Annotated in this window: 14 protein-coding genes and 1 pseudogene; 12 read left to right on the top strand and 3 right to left on the bottom strand. The window is 70.4% G+C overall.

The genetic code is table 11. The features are described 5' to 3' along the window. Positions 1-66 precede the first annotated feature (66 nt). From LJB74_RS05795 to LJB74_RS05780, 4 genes are all read left to right on the top strand, one after another. Positions 67-1,365 carry a D-tagatose-bisphosphate aldolase, class II, non-catalytic subunit gene (locus LJB74_RS05795; RefSeq protein ID WP_259307639.1) on the top strand — a complete coding sequence of 433 codons (1,299 nt, stop codon included), beginning with the start codon at positions 67-69 and terminating at the stop codon, positions 1,363-1,365. Beyond that, a complete protein-coding gene (locus LJB74_RS05790; RefSeq protein ID WP_259307638.1) occupies positions 1,362-2,555 on the top strand; it encodes an SIS domain-containing protein in 1,194 nt (397 codons plus the stop codon). The genes LJB74_RS05795 and LJB74_RS05790 overlap by 4 nt, the downstream gene beginning before the upstream one ends. Positions 2,556-2,557: 2 nt before the next feature. Then, positions 2,558-3,598 carry an N-acetylglucosamine kinase gene (locus LJB74_RS05785; RefSeq protein WP_259307637.1) on the top strand — a complete coding sequence of 347 codons (1,041 nt, stop codon included), beginning with the start codon at positions 2,558-2,560 and terminating at the stop codon, positions 3,596-3,598. A 76-nt stretch (positions 3,599-3,674) separates the two neighbouring features. Next, complete coding sequence (locus LJB74_RS05780) at positions 3,675-4,508, top strand: class II fructose-bisphosphate aldolase (RefSeq protein ID WP_259307636.1); 834 nt, start codon at positions 3,675-3,677, stop codon at positions 4,506-4,508. 127 nt (positions 4,509-4,635) lie between these two features. Here LJB74_RS05780 and LJB74_RS05775 read toward each other — a convergent pair whose 3' ends face one another. The 3 genes from LJB74_RS05775 to LJB74_RS05765 form a co-directional block, all read right to left on the bottom strand. Next, on the bottom strand, positions 4,636-5,193 hold the full coding sequence (locus LJB74_RS05775; RefSeq protein ID WP_259307635.1) for a Clp protease N-terminal domain-containing protein: 558 nt from the start codon (positions 5,191-5,193) through the stop codon (positions 4,636-4,638). Positions 5,194-5,195: 2 nt separating this feature from the next. Continuing rightward, complete coding sequence (locus tag LJB74_RS05770; protein ID WP_259307634.1) at positions 5,196-5,429, bottom strand: hypothetical protein; 234 nt, start codon at positions 5,427-5,429, stop codon at positions 5,196-5,198. 65 nt (positions 5,430-5,494) lie between these two features. After that, positions 5,495-5,740: a hypothetical protein gene (locus LJB74_RS05765; RefSeq protein ID WP_259307633.1), complete on the bottom strand. Its 246-nt coding sequence runs from the start codon at positions 5,738-5,740 to the stop codon at positions 5,495-5,497. A 403-nt stretch (positions 5,741-6,143) separates the two neighbouring features. Between LJB74_RS05765 and LJB74_RS05760 the strand changes: the two genes are divergently transcribed. From LJB74_RS05760 to LJB74_RS05725, 8 genes and pseudogenes are all read left to right on the top strand, one after another. After that, a complete protein-coding gene (locus LJB74_RS05760) occupies positions 6,144-7,676 on the top strand; it encodes a glucoamylase family protein (RefSeq protein ID WP_259307632.1) in 1,533 nt (510 codons plus the stop codon). 160 nt (positions 7,677-7,836) lie between these two features. Continuing rightward, the gene (locus LJB74_RS05755; RefSeq protein ID WP_259307631.1) at positions 7,837-8,937 is read left to right on the top strand and encodes a LacI family DNA-binding transcriptional regulator; all 1,101 of its coding nucleotides are present in this window, start codon (positions 7,837-7,839) and stop codon (positions 8,935-8,937) included. Positions 8,938-9,153: 216 nt separating this feature from the next. After that, positions 9,154-10,788 (top strand): ABC transporter substrate-binding protein, encoded by a 1,635-nt coding sequence (locus LJB74_RS05750; RefSeq protein ID WP_259307630.1) that lies wholly within the window; start codon positions 9,154-9,156, stop codon positions 10,786-10,788. 119 nt (positions 10,789-10,907) lie between these two features. Next, a complete protein-coding gene (locus tag LJB74_RS05745; protein ID WP_259307629.1) occupies positions 10,908-11,888 on the top strand; it encodes an ABC transporter permease in 981 nt (326 codons plus the stop codon). Then, entirely contained in the window at positions 11,885-12,838 is a 954-nt protein-coding gene (locus LJB74_RS05740; protein WP_259307628.1) for an ABC transporter permease, read from the top strand. The genes LJB74_RS05745 and LJB74_RS05740 overlap by 4 nt, the downstream gene beginning before the upstream one ends. Then, positions 12,835-14,521: pseudogene (locus tag LJB74_RS05735) on the top strand (ABC transporter ATP-binding protein). The gene LJB74_RS05740 and the pseudogene LJB74_RS05735 overlap by 4 nt, the downstream one beginning before the upstream one ends. Further along, positions 14,521-15,705: a glycoside hydrolase family 1 protein gene (locus LJB74_RS05730; RefSeq protein WP_259310291.1), complete on the top strand. Its 1,185-nt coding sequence runs from the start codon at positions 14,521-14,523 to the stop codon at positions 15,703-15,705. Before LJB74_RS05735 ends, LJB74_RS05730 begins: the two are co-directional and overlap by 1 nt. Further along, positions 15,702-19,211 (top strand): GH36-type glycosyl hydrolase domain-containing protein, encoded by a 3,510-nt coding sequence (locus LJB74_RS05725; RefSeq protein WP_259307627.1) that lies wholly within the window; start codon positions 15,702-15,704, stop codon positions 19,209-19,211. Before LJB74_RS05730 ends, LJB74_RS05725 begins: the two co-directional genes overlap by 4 nt. Positions 19,212-19,224 lie beyond the last annotated feature (13 nt).

Here is a 19,224-nt window from a genome sequence, read left to right as displayed (position 1 = left end):
AACCCGCTCGATCGACCGCACCGGCGACCGACAGCCCGCCGGGGCAGCCATGGAAGGAGAAGCAGCATGAGGGACGCTCTCGAGGACGTCCTGGCCCGGCACCGCGCGGGCCAGGGCGTCGGAATCACCTCGGTCTGCTCCGCCAACCCGCTCGTGATCCGGGCCGCGTGCGACCACGCCGTCGCCGACGACGCCGCGGTCCTCATCGAGGCGACGAGCAACCAGGTCGACCAGTTCGGCGGGTACACCGGGATGCGTCCCGCGGACTTCCGGGACCTGGTCCACGGCATCGCCGCGGACGCCGGTCTGCCGCGGGAACGTGTCGTCCTCGGCGGGGACCACCTGGGCCCCAACGTGTGGCGATCGATGCCCGCCGACCAGGCGATGAGCCACGCGGAGGACCTCGTCCGGGAGTACGTCGAGGCCGGCTTCACGAAGATCCACCTGGACTGCAGCATGGCCTGCGTCGACGACCAGCTCCCCCTGACCGACGAGGTGGTCGCCCAGCGCGCCGCACGCCTCGCACGGGCAGCCGAGGAGGCGGCGGTACGCACGTTCGGCCGCAGCACGCTGCAGTACGTCATCGGCACCGAGGTACCGGTGCCCGGCGGCGCCCACGAGGAGATCACCGCGCTCACACCCACCTCACCGGACGCCGCGCAGGCCACCGTCGAGGCGCACCGCGTCGCGTTCGCCGCCGCGGGGATCGACGAGGCGTGGTCCCGCATCGCCGCCCTGGTCGTCCAGCCCGGCGTGGAGTTCGACGCGCTCCGGGTGATCGACTACGACCGCCCGCGCGCCCAGGCGCTGAGCCGGACGATCGAGGGCCGGCCGCTGGTCTTCGAGGCCCATTCCACCGACTACCAGACGACGACCAACCTCGCGGCTCTCGTCCAGGACCACTGGGCGATCCTCAAGGTCGGCCCGGGCCTGACGTTCGCGCTGCGGGAGGCGCTCTTCGCGCTCGCGGCCATCGAGGCCGAGATCGTGCCCGCGGGTGAGTGCTCGCGGCTCCCGGAGGTCGTCGACGACGTCATGGTGCACCGGCCCGAGTGGTGGCAGGGCTACTACGAGGGCGACGAGACCGCTCAGCGCGTCGCGCGGAGGTACAGCTACTCCGACCGGCTGCGCTACTACTGGCCGGACCCCCGGGTGGAGGCCGCCGTCGAGCGGCTGATGAGCAACCTGCGCGCTGTCCCGCCGCCGTTGCCGCTGATCAGCGCGCACCTGCCCGCTCAGTACGAGCGTGTCCGCTCCGGCGTCCTCGCCCCCGAGCCGACCGCCCTGGCGCTGGACCACGTCCGTGACGTCCTTCGCGCCTACTCGACCGCCTGCACACCCGAACCGTCAAGGAGCCAGTCATGACCACGACCTCGCGCACCACCGCATCCGAGGGCGACCGCGTCGCCGTCGAGCGGTCGGCCCACCTCACCGACCCCCGGGCCGGGGCGACGGGTCGCGAGATCGCCCACCAGCCGACGATGTGGCGGCGGGTCGCCGCCGACGTCACCGCGCGGCAGGACGAGGTGCAGAGGTTCCTCGGGCCGCTGCTCGCTCTCGACGACCTGCGCATCGTGCTGACGGGCGCAGGCACGTCCGCCTTCGTCGGCGAGATCCTCGCGCCGGCGCTGACCCGCCAGCTGCGTCGCCGGGTGGACGCGGTCCCGACGACCGACATCGTCTCCAACCCCCAGGAGGTCTTCGCGGAGAACCTCCCGACGCTGCTTGTCTCGTTCGCCCGTTCGGGGGACAGCCCGGAGAGCGTCGCGGCGACGGTCCTCGCCGACAGGTCGCTGGACTCGGTCCACCACCTCATCGTCACGTGCAACCCTGAGGGCGAGCTCGCGCGGGTCCACGGGACGGACGAGCGTTCGCTCGTCCTTCTCATGCCCCCGGAGACCAACGACGAAGGCTTCGCGATGACCTCGAGCTTCACCTCGATGGTGCTGGCGACCTGGCTGGTGCTGAACGCCGGCGAGCAGGACGTCGCGATGGTCGAACGCGTGGCGGAGGCCGGCGCGACGGTGCTGCGGGAGCGTGCCGACACCGTGGCCGAGCTCGCGTCGCGCGGCTACAAGCGGGTCGTCTACCTCGGGAGCGGATCACTCACCGGCCTGGCGCGCGAGTCTGCGCTCAAGGTCCTCGAGCTCAGTGCCGGGGACGTCGTCAGCTACTTCGACTCCTCGCTGGGGTTCCGGCACGGGCCGAAGTCCGTGGTCGACGGGGCGAGCCTCGCGATCGTCTACCTGTCGACCGATCCGTACACCCGTCAGTACGACGAGGACATCGCCGTCGAGCTGGGCGACCAGATGGGCAAGGAGAACGTGATCGTCCTCGGGTCGAGGCCGAGCGAGCGCCTCGACTCCGTGTGGACGCTCCCCGGGGTCGAGGACGCCCCGGACGTCCTCGTGGCACTGCCGTTCGTGCTGGTGGCGCAGCTGTTCGCGCTCGGCGCGTCCCTGGCGCTCGGGCTCACCCCGGACACCCCGTCGCCGTCGGGGCAGGTCAACCGCGTGGTCAAGGGCGTGACGGTGCACCCCTACGACGGGAGATAGCCGTGTTCCTCGGGGTCGACGGCGGGGGGACCAAGACCGCCCTGTGCGTCGTGACGGAGGAGGGTCTCGTCGCGGCGAGGATCGAGGCGCCGAGCTGCTACTACCTCGGCAAGCGCGAGGGACTGGCGCTGACCGCGCGGGTGCTGCGCGACGGCGTGGCCGAGGTGTGCGAACGCGCCGGGATCACCCCCGCCGAGGTCGCGCACGGCTTCTTCGGTCTTCCCGCCTACGGCGAGGTGAGCGCCGACCTCCCCGCCCTCGACGCCGCTGCGCGCGCCGCGCTCGGGCACGACCGCGTCGATTGCGGCAACGACATGGTGGCCGGGTGGGCCGGGTCGCTCGGGGCCCTCGACGGCATCAACGTCGTCAGCGGCACCGGGTCGATCTGCTACGGAGAGCGCGCCGGGGAGCGGGTGAGGGTCGGGGGTTGGGGCGAGCTGTTCGGCGACGAGGGCTCCGGGCACTGGATCGGCATGCGGGGCCTCCAGGCGTTCTCCCAGATGAGCGACGGGCGCCTGGACGCGGGTCCGCTCCTCGAGCTCATGCGTGAGCGCCTCGGGCTGGCCGCCGACCTCGACCTCGTCGCGGTGACCCTCCTGCGGTGGCGGCGTGATCGCCGTCGCGTCGCCGCACTGTCCACGCTGGTCGCGGAGGCGGCGGACCGCGGGGACGAGCAGGCACGCACGATCCTCGAGGAGGCGGCAGCGGAGCTGGTGTCCCTCGTCGACACCGCCAGGCGTCGGCTCGGCTTCACGGAGTCGGAGCCGGTTCCGGTCTCCTCCTCGGGCGGGGTGTTCTCCGCACCGGTGGTGAAGGACACGTTCGTCCGGCTCCTCGCGCGGGCCAGCGTGGACTGGGAGTTCCGTGAACCCCTCTACCCGCCCGTCGTGGGCGCGGCCCTGTATGCGGCCAGGCTCTCTGGCGCGCCGCTCACGCCGGCCGCACTGGCACGTCTCCGGGAGCAGCTCGCGGCCACCGGCTCCGACGCGCCGACGGCGACCGGCGGCGTTCGGCGACGCGGATCGGCCGGTGTCGCCTCGTGAGACCGGTGTGGCTCTACCGACCGTCGGACGGTCGTGGCGGTACCCCGCCCGCCGGGCCTGGGAGAGTGGAGACGTGATGAACCGAGCGGCGGTCGACGTCGTGCGCCAGGCCCGCGACGCCGGACGGGGGATCGGCGCGTTCAACGTGGTGCTGCTCGAGCACGCGGAGGCGATCGTCGCCGGTGCGGAACGCGCCGGTCGGCCGGTGATCCTGCAGATCAGTCAGAACTGCGTCGCCTACCACGGCGCGTTCGAGCCGATCGGGCTGGCCACGTTGAGCATCGCGCGGCGCGCCACCGTCCCGGTCGCGGTCCACCTCGATCATGCGGAGGACGTCGCCCTCGTGCACGAGGCCGTGGCCGCGGGGGCGCACAGCGTCATGTACGACGGCTCGCGCCTTCCCTACGACGAGAACGTCGCGGTCACGCGAGCCGTCGTCGAGCACTGCCACGAGCGCGGCGTCGTGGTGGAGGCCGAGCTGGGCGAGGTGGGAGGCAAGGACGGCGTGCACGCTCCCGGCGTCCGCACGGACCCCGTCGAGGCGGCGGCGTTCGTCGCCGCCACCGGCGTGGACTCCCTCGCGGTCGCCGTCGGCACCTCGCATGCGATGACCGAACGCGTCGCACGTGTGGACGTGGACCTCATCGCGTCGCTCGCGGATGCGCTCGACGTTCCTCTGGTCCTGCACGGGTCGTCCGGACTCTCGGACGCCGAGCTGCGCCGCGCAGTGACCGCGGGCATGACCAAGATCAACATCTCGACGCACCTCAACGTGCTGTTCACCGACGCGGTGCGCGAGGTGCTCGAGGCACCGCGACCACCGGTCGACCCCCGGCGGTACGTCGCAGCGGGTCGCGAGGCGGTTGCGGCTGAGGTCGAGCGAATCCTGCGGCTCCTCGCGAACGACTGACGGGTCGACGGTGCCCGCGGACGCGCACCGCTGTGCGGGTGGTGCGGGTGAGCACCACGGCGACGGTCATCAGGATCACGGTGTCGGTGATGGCCCTCGACGGAGGTCCAGGTTCCACGCCGCGGTCCTAGGCCGCCGAGAGGCGGGCGAGGACCGCAGCGGACAGCGCGGCAACGGTGGTGCCGGAACGTTCGACGGTCGCGGACACGAATGCGTCGTCCAGGCGTAGCAGTCCGAGCAACAGATGACCTGGCTCGATGCGTTTGTGGTGGAGCTCGCGGGCGACGCGCAGCGCCTGCTCGAGCGACCGCTTCGCGTCCGGCGTGAACCGAGGTCCGCGTCCGCGGCCCGACGAGGCACGACGATCCGGCGCGGACTCGAGCGCGCCGGGCCCGAATGTCTGCTCGACGGCCTCGCGGACTCCGTCGTAGTCGATGCCGAGGGCGCGCAGCGCGGCAGGGTCGATCTGCCCGGGGTGCGGTTCCTCGCCGTGCGGCAGGGCCTGCCTGATGAAGGTGCTGGTGATGCCGGCATCGCGGAGCGGCCGTCCGGCCGTCTCCTCGCGCGCGTCGGCGCAGCCATACAGCAGGTGACCGACGTCGAGATGTCGCGAGCCGAGCTCGACGGCCACCTCTTGGGCCTCGGCGAGGACGGCGCGGGACGGTTCGGTGAAGTGCTCGAACATGGTCAGTGGCCTTTCGAGGTGTCGACGACGGCGCGGACGCCGTGCTTCTGGTGGACGGCCTGTTTGGAGACGCCGAGCTCGGCGGCGATCTGCGCCCACGACCACCCCTGGTCCCGCGCGCGGTCGACCTGCAGCGATTCCAGCTGCTCGGCGAGCTGCCGCAGCGAGGCGACGGCACGGAGTCCGATGGCAGGGTCGCCGCTAGCGGCGCTGTGCGCGAGAGCGTCTGACGTCATGACGGCAGGCTAGCTTGACGAGCAATCACCGTCAAGAAAAATTGACGGTCAGTGGAACGGGCCATCTACAGGGCCCGCGGGTGCCGCTGCGAGGGGGCGTGGGCCATGCGGGCGTGCAGCTCCCGGATGATCGTGAGCCCTGGACCCGATGCGAGCAGGCCGGGGCCGAGCGGGTCCGACGCGTTCTCGCCGACGGGAGGCAGGGATCGCAGGGCGGCGTCGAATGCTCCGAGAACCCGCTCCGCGCAGTCGGCCGACGACGCGGCGATGCGCCGTGGATCGGCCTCGCTGAGCGTCTGCGGAGTTCCCATCGGTGTCGTCTCCTGACGGTCGGGTGACCCCGTGGAGGTGATGTCGCGACGGTCCACCGTGGCCAGGTCCGGATGGGACTCCGCATCCACCACGGCGTGGTGTCAACCGGGCTGGACGGCTACGGACGACGCAGTGAGCAGATCGCGCGGATCGAACCGTCGCTTGCCGCTTCACGATTGCCGACCAACGATTGCCCAGGGCATTGCGTTCGACACTGTATGCGCATACACTCGGTCGACGATGACGTCAGATATCACCGCGCCGGCATGTCCGGAACTGTCGACGACGACACGAAGGATCATCTGAACCATGAAGAATCAGCGACATGCGAAGCCGCGCGTCATCGACAAACATTCTCAGCCACGCCGGCGACGTCGATTCAGGAGGACAATAGCGTCCGTCGTGGGCGCGGGAGCGATGGTGGTCGGGGGGCTGGCGCTGCCGAACGTCGCGAGTGCGAGGTACGTGAATGACGCATCCCACTCGCGGCTGACTGATGAGCAGAGAGCGACCCTGCTCGGCATCGCGAAGGACACGTGGACGTTCTTCGAGAATGACGTCGACCCGGTCACTCACCTGCCGCTCGACAACATCGGGCCGGGTCCGACGCGGGGTGCCTACACCTCCGCCGCCAACATCGGCGTCTACCTCGAGTCGGTGGTGGCGGCGAACGACCTCAAGCTCATCAGTCGGTCCGAGGCGCGTTCGCTGATATCGGCGACTCTCACGACGGTCGGCACGATGCAGCGGGATCACGGGTTCCTTCACCAGTGGTACAGCACCGCCACCGGGCACGCGATTCTCAACCCGGGCGACGTCGACTGCTCGACGCAGACCACTCCCGCTCAGGACAACTGTTCCTTCCTCTCCGCCGTGGACAACGGATGGTACGCCGCAGGCCTCCTGGTCGTTCGGTCGGCGCTGCCGGAGCTGAGGCCCATGGTGAACGCGCTGATCGCACCGATGGATTTCTCCATCTTCTATGACGACCGGGCGCAGACGAGCTGCAACACCAACCCGGACGTCCCGGGGAACCAGCCGACGGGCCAGATGTACGGAGGCTATTACACGGGCCAGGGCCCGGCCGGTTACCACAATGGTGCGTTGTACAGCGATCCGCGCATCGCGATGTACGTGGGCATGGGCCTGCACCAGATGCCGGGTGACGTCTGGTGGCGCACCTGGCGCACGCTTCCGCCGAAACAATGCGCCACCGATCCGGACTTCTCCTGGCAGGGCCAGATTCCCGCCGGGTACTGGACGACGATCAGCGATCCACAGACCGGCAAGCCGTTCCGAGTCTGGGAGGGGCACTACACGTACCCGGGCACGACCCTCAGGTTCATCCCGACCTGGGGTGGCGGCATGTTCGAGGGCCTCATGGCGAATGAGATCGTGCCCGAGACCACGTGGGGACCTCGCGGGTTCGGTCTGGCCGATGTCCGGCTCGCTCAGGTTCAGATGAGGTACGCGACCGAGCAGCTCAAGTTGCCGGTGTGGGGGATGTCGCCCTCGAGCACCGCGGACGACACCGGCGACTACGGCATCTTCGGCGCCGTCGGCCAGGCCTTCGGCCCGGGCAACGCGCTGTCGCAGTGCGGTGCAGGCTGTGCGAACAGTGCAACCGAGACGACGGTGACGCCGCACGCCTCCTTCCTCGCCCTTGGCGTGATCCCGCACGAGGCGTACGCGAACATCGAGAGGCTGCGCACCCTCTACCCGGACGTGTACAGCGCTGACGGCGGGTTCTACGACGCGGTCAACCCGACGACGGGCGCGGTCGGTCACCGGCGGCTCGTGCTCGACCAGTCGATGATCATGATGTCGCTCGACAACGCACTCGAGAACAACGCGCTCCGCAGGCACTTCGCCGCCGACCCCGCCTCGTGGGCGGCTCGCGTCTACCTCGGCGCGGAGACGATGTCGCTTCGTTGATCGACCGCCGGCGCCGCCGAATCGACGGCGCCGGCGGTCGGCGCCGATCCCGATCGCGGAGTGGTGACCGTGGTCCCTCGGCGCGGCGGGGCGGAGGGTGTTGCAGGTGGTCGTCGGTCGCCCGGGCATAGGATCCCGACGTGACACGGAAGCGGGGCTGATGACCAAGGGGCTGCCCACCGTCTACGACGTCGCTGCACGTGCGGGGGTCTCGATCGCCACGGTGTCGCGCGTCTTCAGACGACCTGACGAGGTGACCGAGGCGACCAAGAACGTCGTCCAGTCCGCCGTGCGCGAGCTCGGGTACGTACCGAGCGCGAGCGCGCGCGCACTCGCGGCGCGCCGTTCCGGGGCCATCGGGCTGTGCTTCCCGGACTTCGACGGGATCGACGAGTTCGACCCGCTGCAGTTCTCGACGGGGCCCGTCTCCGTTTCGCTCGACCCCGCTGCCGACTTCGAACCGACCGGCGACCTGTACACGAGCGAGGTGATGCGCGGTACCGAGATCGAGGCCTGGCGACATGGCGTGGCCGTGACGATCGCAGTCGCGCGCGGCTCGCGTGGGCCGGCGATCTTCGAGAACCTCGCGGGCCGGGTTGACGGGATCGTGACGCTCGCGCGCACGATCCCCGACGACCTGCTCGCGCGGATCGCGCGGCGGATCCCGGTCGTCGTGATCGCAGGGCCGCGCGCGGGCGACGAGTACGACCACATCAGCACCGACGGAAGCGCCGGGATGCGGGCCATGACCGAGCACGTGATCACTGTGCACGGCATCACCGACCTGGCCTTCATCGGTGGGCCGTCGGACTCGCCCGATGCCAAGGACCGCTTCGACGGGCACCGCGAGGCGCTGCGCTCCGCCGGTCTGCGCGTACCGCGGGCACCGAAGATGCGGGGTGACTTCACCCGGTCGCAGGGCCGCGCGATCGGCCGCGCCCTGCTCGCCGAGGGGCGCCTGCCGCGTGCGCTCGTGTGCGCGAACGACCAGACGGCGCTGGGCGTCCTCGACGCGCTCTCCCAGGCGGGCGTGCGGGTTCCCGAGGACGTCGTGCTCACGGGTTTCGACGGGATCGACGCGACGCAGCTCTCCATCCCGCGCGTGACGACGGTGCGACAGCCGATGCTCGAGCTGGGGCGCGCCGCGGTGGACACCCTGCTGCGCCGGCTGGGCGAACCCGGGCTGCCTCCCGAGTCGCGCACGTTGCCGGTGCAGATCCTGCTCCGCGAGAGCTGCGGGTGTCTTCCTGCCGCATCCTGAGGCCGACGTCAGCGGGCCCCTGAGGCTCGTGCGCCGGCGGTCCGTCGGGCACACGCGTCCCCCTCGAAGTTGCGCATCTCGAATGTATGCGCATACATTGGGCCGAAGCGCGGAGCACTGCAGCTCGTGCGCCGGAGCGGCGCCTCGCGCGACTCCCGTGACGAAGACGACACAAAGGAGAAGGACGCCATGACACATGGCTCCAGGCGGGCGCCAATGCGCCTGGCCACGATCATCGGGGCAGGCCTTGCGGCCGCCCTCGTGATCAGTGGATGCTCGGCCTCCGTCCAGCCGACGGGCGCCGCCGCGAGCGGTACCGGGTCGCTGCTGCTCGCCGCCGACAACGGCTCACCCACGTTCACGCGCAACTTCAACCCGTTCTCACCGAGCAAGCGCACGACGGCGAACATCATCTACGAACCGCTGTTCGTGATGAACTCGCTCGACGGCAAGCTCGTCCCCTTCTTGGGGACCGGCTACACGCAGCCGGACGCGAAGACGATCGTCGTCGACATCCGCCAGGGCGTGAAGTGGTCCGACGGTCAGGCCTTCAGTGCCGCCGACGTCGTGTTCACCTACGAGCTGCTCAAGAAGTTCCCCGCGCTCGACACGACCGGTGTGTGGCAGCACCTCGCGAGCATCGAGGCCAGCGGCTCGAAGGTCACGATGCACCTCACGGCCGACGACGTCCCGGCCACCGGCATCGTCCTGGAGATCCCGATCGTCTCCCAGCACCTGTGGAAGGACGTGGCCGACCCGGTCACCGCGACGGACGAGAAGCCGGTCGGCACGGGCCCGTACACGCTCGGCACGTTCGGACCGAACGAGTACAAGCTCGAGAAGAACCCCACCTACTGGCAGGCCGACAAGGTCGCCGCGACCGAGCTCGTCCTGCCCGCGTCGAACACGCAGCTCGACGTCGTGAACAACGGCTACGACTGGGCGTACGCCTTCATGTCGGACGTCCAGAACACGTGGGTCAAGGCCGGCAAGGGCAACACGTACTGGTTCCCGCCGGGCGGCACGATCAGCCTGCTGCCGAACCTGACCAAGGCGCCGTACAACGACGTGAACTTCCGCAAGGGTCTGTCAGCGGCGCTCGACCGGAGCGCGATCGCCAACGTCGCCGAAGAGGGGTACGTGCAGGCCGCCGGCCAGTCGGGCCTGCTCCTGCCGAACCAGAAGGCCTGGCTCAACCCCGCCCTTCCGAACGGCGGAGCGATCACGCAGGACACCGCGACCGCGGTCAGCTTCTTCGCGAAGGCCGGGTACACCAAGTCGGGTGACAAGCTCGTCGACTCGAGCGGAAAGCAGCTCGCGGTCACGATCACGACGGCCAACGGGTGGACCGACTGGCTGCGCGGCGTCCAGGAGGTGCAGAAGGAGCTCCAGGCTGTCGGCATCGCGGTGACGATCAACCAGCCGCAACCCGCGGCCTACCAGCAGGCGATCCAGAACGGTGACTTCGACCTCGCCATGGGGTCGTTCGGTGGGACCGGCTCGGTCTACCAGGACTTCAACAACCTGCTGAGCAGCGAGTTCCTCAAGCCCGTCGGCACGAGCACGACCGCGAACTTCCAGCGGTTCTCCGACCCGAAGGTCGACGCTCTGCTCGCCGAGCTCAAGGTGACGATCGACCCTGCCAAGCAGAAGGACATCGCACACCAGCTCGAGCAGACGATGTACGACCAGGTGCCCGTGATCTCCATGTTCTACGGCGGCTTGTGGGGCCTGTTCTCCGACAAGAGCTTCACCAACTGGCCGAGCAAGGACAACCCCTACGCAACGCCGGCGACCTGGGGCAACAACCCGCTGCTCGTCCTGACGAACATCAAGCGCGCCGGTAGCTGATCTCCTGGCCCGTTCGCGGGTGGGACCGCACGTGCGGTCCCACCCGCGAGTCGGTCGCCCTCCTGCCCGGGCCGCCACCCCGGTCCCCGTACCCCACCTCCGACGAAGGCGAGCAGATCGTGCGGTACATCCTGCGCAAGCTCGGTCTGCTGGTCCTCACGGCGTGGGCCGCGATCACCCTGAACTTCCTGCTCCCTCGACTCATGCCGGGTTCGCCGGCCGACGCGGCCCTCGCGAAGCTCTCCCAGGCAGGGCCCGTGAGCCCCGCGACGAGGGCCGCGATCGAGGCCCAGCTCGGCGTGCCGACCGGCAACATCTGGTCCCAGTACATGCAGTACCTGGGCAACGTCGTTCACCTCGACTTCGGGGTCTCCTACACGTTCTTCCCCCAGAGCGTCTCGTCACTCGTGACCTCGGCGCTGCCCTGGACGCTCGTCATGGTCGGCCTCGTCACGATCCTCGCGTTCGTCATCGGGACGCTCGTCGGGGTGCTCGCCGCCTGGAAGCGCGGCACGTGGCTCGATGCGCTGCCCACCCTCAGTGGGACGTTCACCTCGGCGTTCCCGTACTTCTGGACCGCGCTGCTGCTCGTGTTCTTCCTCGGCTACGTGCTGAGGTGGTTCCCGACGTCCGGCGCCTACGGCGCGTCGGCCTCGCCGAACCTCAGCGGCTCGTTCTTCCTCGACGCGGCCTACCACGCGATCCTGCCGGCGCTGACGATCCTCATCACGTCGCTCGGGGGCTGGATCCTCGGGATGCGCAACACCATGATCAACACGCTCGGTGACGACTACGTGACGTTCGCGGAGGCCAACGGCCTGCGAAGCCGCACCGTCGCCCTGCGGTACGCCGCGCGCAACGCGATCCTGCCGAGCCTGACCGGCTTCGGCCTCGCGCTCGGTGGCGTCGTGGGCGGGTCGCTGCTCGTCGAGCGGGTCTTCAACTACCCCGGGGTGGGCTACCTGCTCTACAACGCCGTGACCAACCAGGACTACCCCTTGATGCAAGCCCTGTTCCTGATGATCACCATCAGCGTCCTGATGGCGAACTTCATCGTCGACATCCTGTACGGCTTCCTGGACCCGAGGACACGGCGATGACGACGCAAGCGATGCTTCCCGAACCGACCGGTGGCCCCCGACGCGACATCGGATCGACCGACGTCCCTGCGCTGAAGGGCCCGGCGTCCCCGTGGCGCGTCCTCACCCGGGCCGTCGCGACCATCTGGAGCAACAAGAAGGCTCGCCTCGGGGTCGTGGTCCTCGGCGTCTTCGTCCTGCTCGCGGTGTTCGCGCCGCTCATCGCCCCCTACGGTGCGTCCCAGAACGGCTTCGGGCGCAACGAGCCAGGCAGCGCTGCGCACTGGTTCGGGACGACCGCGGCGGGCGAGGACGTGCTGTCCCAGGTCATCTTCGGCGCGCGGATCTCGGTGGTCGTCGGCTTCCTCGCGGGAGCGCTGTCGACCCTCGTCGCGGTGCTCGTCGGGCTCTCGTGGGGCTACGTCCGCGGGCCGCTCGCCGATGTCATCAACTTCGTCGTCAACCTCTTCCTGGTGATCCCGGGGCTGCCGCTCATGATCGTCGTCGCGGCCTACCTGCAAGGCGGCGGGTTGGCGATGATCATCTTCGTCGTCGTCATCACCGGCTGGGCCTGGGGTGCGCGCGTCCTGCGCTCGCAGACCCAGTCGCTGCGCGGACGTGACTTCGTGACCGCCGCGCAGTTCGCCGGTGAGGGCTCCTGGCGGATCGTCTTCCGCGAGATCCTGCCGAACATGACCTCCCTCATCGCCGGGAGCTTCTTCGGTGCCGCGACCGCCGCGATCCTCGCCGAGGCCGGGCTGTCGTTCCTCGGGATCGGGGACACCACGATGGTGAGCTGGGGCTCGATGCTCTTCTGGGCCCAGAACTCCAACGCGATCCTGACCGGTCAGTGGGTGCTGCTCTTCGCGCCCGGGCTGTGCATCGCGCTGCTCGCGACCTCACTCACCCTCATCAACTTCGGGGTCGACGGACTGTCGAACCCTCGACTGCGGGAAGGAGCGGGTCGATGAGCCTGCTGGAGGTCACCGACCTGTCGGTCGTGTACGAGCCGCGCGGAGCCGAGCCCACCTACGCCGTCTCCGGCGCCACGTTCGCGCTCGAGCGGGGCGAGTTCGTCGGCCTGGTGGGGGAGTCGGGATCCGGGAAGTCCACCCTCGGCTTCGCGATCACGCGCCTGTCCAAGCCCCCCCGCCCGCATCTCGGCGGGGCGCATCCTGTTCGACGGCCGGGACATCGCCGGCCTCGAGCACGAGGAGCTCCGACGTCAGCGCCAAGGCGGGTTCGCGATGGTGCTGCAGTCGGGTATGAACGCCCTCAACCCGGTGCGCTCGATCCGCCACCACTTCGGCGACATCTTCGCGGCGCACGGCCATGTGCCACGTGAGAGTCGGCTCGCCCGGGCTCGCGAGCTCGTCGACAAGGTCGAGCTGCCCGCATCGGTGCTGGACCGTTACCCCGGGGAGCTCTCGGGCGGGATGCGCCAGCGCGTCTCGATCGCGCTCGCGCTCTCGCTCGAACCGCAGCTCATGGTGTTCGACGAGCCGACGACCGCGCTCGACGTGCTCGTCCAGCACGCCGTCATGAACACCATTCGCGAGCTGCAGCGCTCGGAGAACTTCACGGCGCTGCTCGTGAGCCACGACCTCGGCGTCGTGCTCGAGTCGACGTCGCGCGTCATGGTCATGCACGACGGCGTGATCGTCGAGGACGCCCCCGCCGCGCAGATCCTGCACGCACCGCAGCACGAGTACACGCGCATGCTGCTCAGTCACTACGCCGACCCCCGCGCCGAGGTCGTCGAGCTGCCCGGCCTGGCGGTTCGCGGAGGGACGATCGAGACCTCGGGCCGGTCCGTCGCGGCTCCGTCCGGCGGTACCTCGGCCCCGCGACTGGCCCACTCGCCGATCGTCGTCGACGACGTCAGCAAGGTGTACCCGCCGCCGCGCCGCGGCCAGGACCCGGTGACAGCGGTCGACCACGTGTCGTTCACGCTCGAACCCGGCCAGGCGATGGCGCTCGTGGGGGCGAGCGGATCGGGCAAGAGCACGATCGCGAAGCTCATCACCGGGGTCGAGCGGCCCACGTCGGGCAGCGTGCAGTTCGGCGACGCGCGGGTCGAGACGCTCGGTCGCCGCGGCCTGCGTGACCTGCGCCGCGAGATGCAGATGGTCTTCCAGGACCCGTACTCCGCGCTCAACCCGCTGCACACCGTCGAGTACACGCTCACGCGACCCGTGGTGAACTACACCGCGCTGCGCGGCGTCGACGCACGGCGCCGGGTGCTCGAGCTGCTCGACACCGTCGGGCTGACCCCCGTCGAGCAGTTCGCCGCGAAGCTCCCGCACCAGCTCTCGGGGGGCCAGCGGCAGCGCGTCGTCATCGCCCGGGCGCTCGCGTGCGACCCGCAGGTCCTCATCGCCGACGAGCCCGTCTCGATGCTCGACGTCTCGCTCCGGGCCGGGGTGCTCGCGCTGCTCGACGACCTTCGCCTGCAGTTCGGGGTCTCGATGCTGTACATCACGCACGACCTGCTCTCTGCGCGCCTCGTGACCGACCAGATCATGGTGCTCAACCGCGGGCGCGTCGTGGAGTCGGGCGTGACCGCGCAGGTGCTGCGGTTCCCGCAGGACGCGTACACGGTCGAGCTGCTCGACGCGATCCCGCAGCCGGCCCGGGCCGGAGGTGCCGCATGATGCTGCACTTCCCCGAGGGGTTCCGGTGGGGGTCCGCGACAGCGGCCCACCAGATCGAGGGCAACAACGTCAACACCGACTGGTGGGCGCGTGAGCACGCCCCCGGCACGACGATCGCGGAGCCGAGCGGCGACGCGTGCGACAGCTACCACCGCTTCCGTGAGGACATGCAGATCCTGGCCGACGTCGGACTCGGCACGTACCGGTTCTCACTCGAGTGGGCGCGGATCGAGCCCGAGAAGGGCTTCGTGTCCCGCGCCGAGCTCGACCACTACCGGCGGATGGTCGACACCGCGCGTGAGCTCGGCATCGAGCCGATGGTCACGCTGCACCACTTCACGATCCCGCGCTGGTTCGATGCCGAGGGTGGCTGGTTCGCGCCCGACGCGGTCGACAGGTTCACACGCTTCACCGAGTCCGTGCTGCCCGTGCTCGACGGCGTCGAGCTGATCTGCACGATCAACGAGCCCAACATGGTCGCGATGTTCGCGGGCGACGACTCCGCGCCCACCGAGCCGGCGACGCTGCAGGCATTCGGCCAGCCCGCGCCGAACCCTCGCGTCGCCGACGTGCTGCTCGCCGCCCACCGGTCCGCGCGCGAGGTGCTCGCCGCCGCGGGCCCGTTCCGCTCAGGCTGGACCGTCGCGACGCAGGACTTCCAGCCGGAGCCCGGCTGTGAGGAGCTCACCCGCGCCTACGGCTACCCGCGCGACGCGTGGTTCCTCGAGGCCGCCCGCGGCGACGACTGGGTCGGTGTGCAGGCCTACACGCGGACCAAGATCGGACCCGACGGTCCGCTGCCCATCCCGGCCGACGCGGAGAAGACGCTCACCGGGTGGGAGTACTACCCGCGTGCGCTCGAGGACGGTGTCCGGCTCGCCCACGCGATGGCGCCCGGTGTCCCGGTCTTCGTCACCGAGAACGGCATCGCGACCGCCGACGACTCCCGCCGGATCGCCTACACGCGCGGTGCGCTCACCGGCCTGCACGCGGCGATGGCCGACGGGATCCAGGTCGAGGGATACCTCTACTGGAGCCTGCTCGACAACTACGAGTGGGGCTCGTTCGCGCCGACCTTCGGGCTCGTGGCGGTCGACCGTCGGACCTTCCTGCGTACGGCGAAGCCGAGCAGCCGCTGGCTCGGCGAGGTCGCGCGCGCCAATGCGCTCGAGAGCTCCGCGTGAGCGTCACGACGGTCCGGCTCGCGGGCACCCTCCTCGGCGCGAGCACGCGCATCGAGCTCTCCGCCGCAGGAGACGTCCAGGCGATCCACCACGGCTCCTCGACCCTGGTGAACCAGTACGTCCCCACGCCGCACGACGCGATGGTGGGTGGGGTGTTCCTGCGTCGCCATGAGGCGGACGGGACGGTCGCGTCCGTCGTCCTGGTGGGCGGACGCGCAGACGGCACGTTCACGCTCGACGACCGGTGCGCTCGATGGGCGGGTCGCGCGCTCGGCGCGCAGTACTCCGTGACGCTCACCCTCGACCCCGACGGAGTGTTCTGGGTGTGGCGTGTCGACCTCTCCGCCGCGCCCACCGGAGCAGCTCCCGGACCCGACGACGGCTCGACGTACGACGTCGTCCTCGCGCAGGACGTCGCACTCGCCCCCGAGGCGATGTCCATGAGCAACGAGCCGTACGTGAGCCAGTACGTCGTGCACCACGTGATCGACGCCGAGCAGGCCGGGCCGGTCATCGCCAGCCGCCAGACGATGGCGACCGCCCCCGACCTCCCGCTCGCGCTGACAGCCGTGGTCGAGGGCGCGCAGGCCTACCTCACCGACGGGTTCTCGTTCTACGGTCTCGGTGCGAAGGCCGACGGCCACGCGGCGGCGCTCGACTCCGCGCCCTGGGAGTCGCTGGTCTACCAGTACGAGTTCGCGATGCCGACCCTGCTCGGGCCGCGTCTCGACCTGAGTGCGCCGCGCACCGTGCACGCCGTGACGGCGTTCGTGCCGGACTACCGCGGCGAGCTCGACGACGCGCTGGACGCCGTGCCGCACCTGTTCGACCGCGCCGTCGCGCTCGCCGCCACGACCGCACCGACGGCAGATTCGGCAGAGCCGGCAGACTCGGTCCCGTCGGCACGCTCGGTACGGTCACTGCTCGTCTCGGCCCGACTGCTCGCCGGTCGGGACCTGACCGACGACGAGCTCGTCGGTCTCACGGCGACGCCAGCGACGCCCGTGATGACGGAGATGACGGAGACGACGGAGACGACGGCGGCGGATCCGAGAACCGCGCGCGTGCTGCGTCCCGAGACCGCGTCCGACGGAACGTTGCTCTCCTACTTCACGCCCGAGGCGACCCACGTCGTGAGCCGGGCCAAGGAGCTCCTCGTCGAGCGCGCGCACGGTCACGTGCTCAAGGCCGGCGCCGACGTGACCCCGAACGCCAACGTGCTGTCGGCGACGGCGTACGCGTACGGCGTCTTCGCGTCGCACGTCGTGGTCGGGAACACCTCCGCCAACCGGTTCGTGTCGGTGCAGCGCAACCACCTCAACCTGCTGCGGTCGAGCGGGGTGCGCGTGCTCGCCCGCATCGACGGCGAGTGGCGGCTGCTCGGCGTCCCGTCCGCCCTGGTCATGGACCTCGGCGGCCTGCACTGGGTCTACGCGACCGAGGCAGGTCGCATCGACGTGCGGACGATCGTGCTGTCCGACGCGCGGGGCCTCGAGCTGCGCGTCGAGACCGAGCAGGCGCTCGACCTGCTGGTGACCGTCGACGTCGAGCTCGGCGCCGGCCGCTGGTCCGCGACGAGCGAGCTCGACGGCCGCGCACTCGCGTTCACGGCCGACGCGGGGACCGACGTCGCCGAGCACTGCCCCGACCTGGCCTACGTGATCGCGACCGCCACGGGCCGGCTCGGCGACGACGCCGTGCTGTTCTCCGATGGCCGTTCGCGCGAGACCCCGGTGGTCACCGTGCGGTTCGACGCGGCGTCGCGCGCATCGGTCGTCCTGACCGGAGATCTCGACGGCACACCGGCTGCGCTCCAGGTCGCCCGCGAGTGCCTTGACCACCCCGTCGCCGTCGAGGCCGAGCTCGCCGCGCACCGCGCCTACGTCGCCGCAGTCACGCGTCATCTGCACGTCGACGGCGACGGCAGGCTCGCCGAGCTCAACCTCCTGCTGCCCTGGTTCACCCAGAACGCGCTCGTGCACTTCCTCGTCCCGCACGGGCTCGAGCAGTACTCCGGTGCGGCGTGGGGGACGCGCGACGTGTGCCAGGGCCCGCTCGAGCTCAACCTGGCGTTCGGGCACCACGACACGGTGCGGGACATCGTGCTGCGCGTCTTCGCCCACCAGGTCGACGACGGCACCCTGCCCCAGTGGTTCATGCTCGACTCCTACGCCGAGCGCTACCAGGACGATGCGCACGGCGACGTCGTCGTGTGGCCCCTCGTCGCGCTGGGGGAGTACCTCGCGGCAACGGGCGACACCGCAGTCCTCGACGTCGCGATCCCGTTCTGGGACGGTGCCCATCGGTGTGCGGGAACCGTCCCGGTCCCGGTCGCCGAGCACGTGCGTCGGTCGCTCGACCACATCCGCACCCACCGCGCACCGGGCACCGGGCTGCTCTCGTACGGCGAGGGCGACTGGGACGACACGCTGCAGCCGGCGCAGTCCTCGATGAAGGAGGAGATGGCCTCGGCGTGGACGGTCGCGCTGCTCTACCAGGCGACGCGGACGCTCGGGGACCTGCTTCGCGGCACGGCGCACGCCGACCTCGCCGCCGAGCTGGGCGCCGAGGCGGACACGATCGTGGCGGAGTTCACCGACCGGCTCGTGATCGACGACGTGCTCGCGGGCTACGTGGTGTTCGCGCCCGAGGGTCCGTGGCCGGTCATCCACCCGAGGGACGACCGCACCGGGTTGCACTACCGACTCATCCCCATGACGCGGTCGATCATCGCCGGCCTGTTCACTCCCGACCAGGCGCTGCGTCACGAGCAGCTCGTCGAGGAGCACCTGCACTTCCCGGACGGCGTCCGGCTGATGGACCGACCCGCACCGTTCCACGACGGGATCACGCGGTTCTTCCGGCGCGGGGAACAGGCGGCGAGCTTCGGCCGCGAGGTCGGGCTCATGTACACGCACGCGCACGTCCGCTACACGCAGGCGCTCGCGACACTCGGTCGGGATCGGCTCGTCGCCGAGCTGCTGAGGATCAGCCCGGTCGGGCAGCACGACCGGCTCGCGACGAGCGCGCCGCGCCAGCGCAACTGCTACTTCTCGTCGTCGGACGCGGCCTTCGCCGACCGCTACGACGCCGCGGCTCACTTCGACCGGCTGCGGGACGGGACCGTCGCGGTCAGGGGCGGCTGGCGCGTGTACTCGAGCGGCCCCGGCATCTACCTCCGGCAGGTCGTCCAGGGTGCGTTCGGGATCGTCGAGAGTCCGGGTGCGGTCCTCTTCGACCCCGTGCTCTCGCGCGAGGACGACGGCACGACGATCCGCATCGATCTCGGCGGGGTCCGCCGGACCATTCGCTACCACATCGAGGCCGGCAACGCCCCGGTGCGCGTCGAGGTCGACGGCGTTCCGGTCCCGGGCGTCGAGGTCGCCGCCGTGTACCGGCGCGGAGGGCTCCGGGTGGCTGCCGTCGACCTTCGGGGCTCGGGTGACGGGGCGTCAGGTGTCATCGAGGTCTACGTGGGCGACGATCGCAGCACGCTCCACGGGTGACCGACAGGGGTGC

The organism is Cellulomonas sp. P24 (assembly GCF_024704385.1).
Classification (GTDB): Bacteria; Actinomycetota; Actinomycetes; order Actinomycetales; family Cellulomonadaceae; genus JAJDFX01.
The sequence above is the reverse complement of the archived record's forward strand: the minus strand, read 5'-3'. Positions and strand labels throughout refer to the sequence as shown.

What these genes read in the sequence shown, in the direction of transcription:
- LJB74_RS05755 (WP_259307631.1), top strand. Translation starts at nt 7,837, where the DNA reads ATGACCAAGGGGCTGCCCACCGTCTACGACGTCGCTGCACGTGCGGGG.
- LJB74_RS05730 (WP_259310291.1), top strand. Translation starts at nt 14,521, where the DNA reads ATGCTGCACTTCCCCGAGGGGTTCCGGTGGGGGTCCGCGACAGCGGCC.
- LJB74_RS05765 (WP_259307633.1), bottom strand. Translation starts at nt 5,740, where the DNA reads ATGGGAACTCCGCAGACGCTCAGCGAGGCCGATCCACGGCGCATCGCC.
- LJB74_RS05795 (WP_259307639.1), top strand. Translation starts at nt 67, where the DNA reads ATGAGGGACGCTCTCGAGGACGTCCTGGCCCGGCACCGCGCGGGCCAG.
- LJB74_RS05740 (WP_259307628.1), top strand. Translation starts at nt 11,885, where the DNA reads ATGACGACGCAAGCGATGCTTCCCGAACCGACCGGTGGCCCCCGACGC.
- LJB74_RS05780 (WP_259307636.1), top strand. Translation starts at nt 3,675, where the DNA reads ATGAACCGAGCGGCGGTCGACGTCGTGCGCCAGGCCCGCGACGCCGGA.
- LJB74_RS05750 (WP_259307630.1), top strand. Translation starts at nt 9,154, where the DNA reads ATGCGCCTGGCCACGATCATCGGGGCAGGCCTTGCGGCCGCCCTCGTG.
- LJB74_RS05775 (WP_259307635.1), bottom strand. Translation starts at nt 5,193, where the DNA reads ATGTTCGAGCACTTCACCGAACCGTCCCGCGCCGTCCTCGCCGAGGCC.
- LJB74_RS05790 (WP_259307638.1), top strand. Translation starts at nt 1,362, where the DNA reads ATGACCACGACCTCGCGCACCACCGCATCCGAGGGCGACCGCGTCGCC.
- LJB74_RS05770 (WP_259307634.1), bottom strand. Translation starts at nt 5,429, where the DNA reads ATGACGTCAGACGCTCTCGCGCACAGCGCCGCTAGCGGCGACCCTGCC.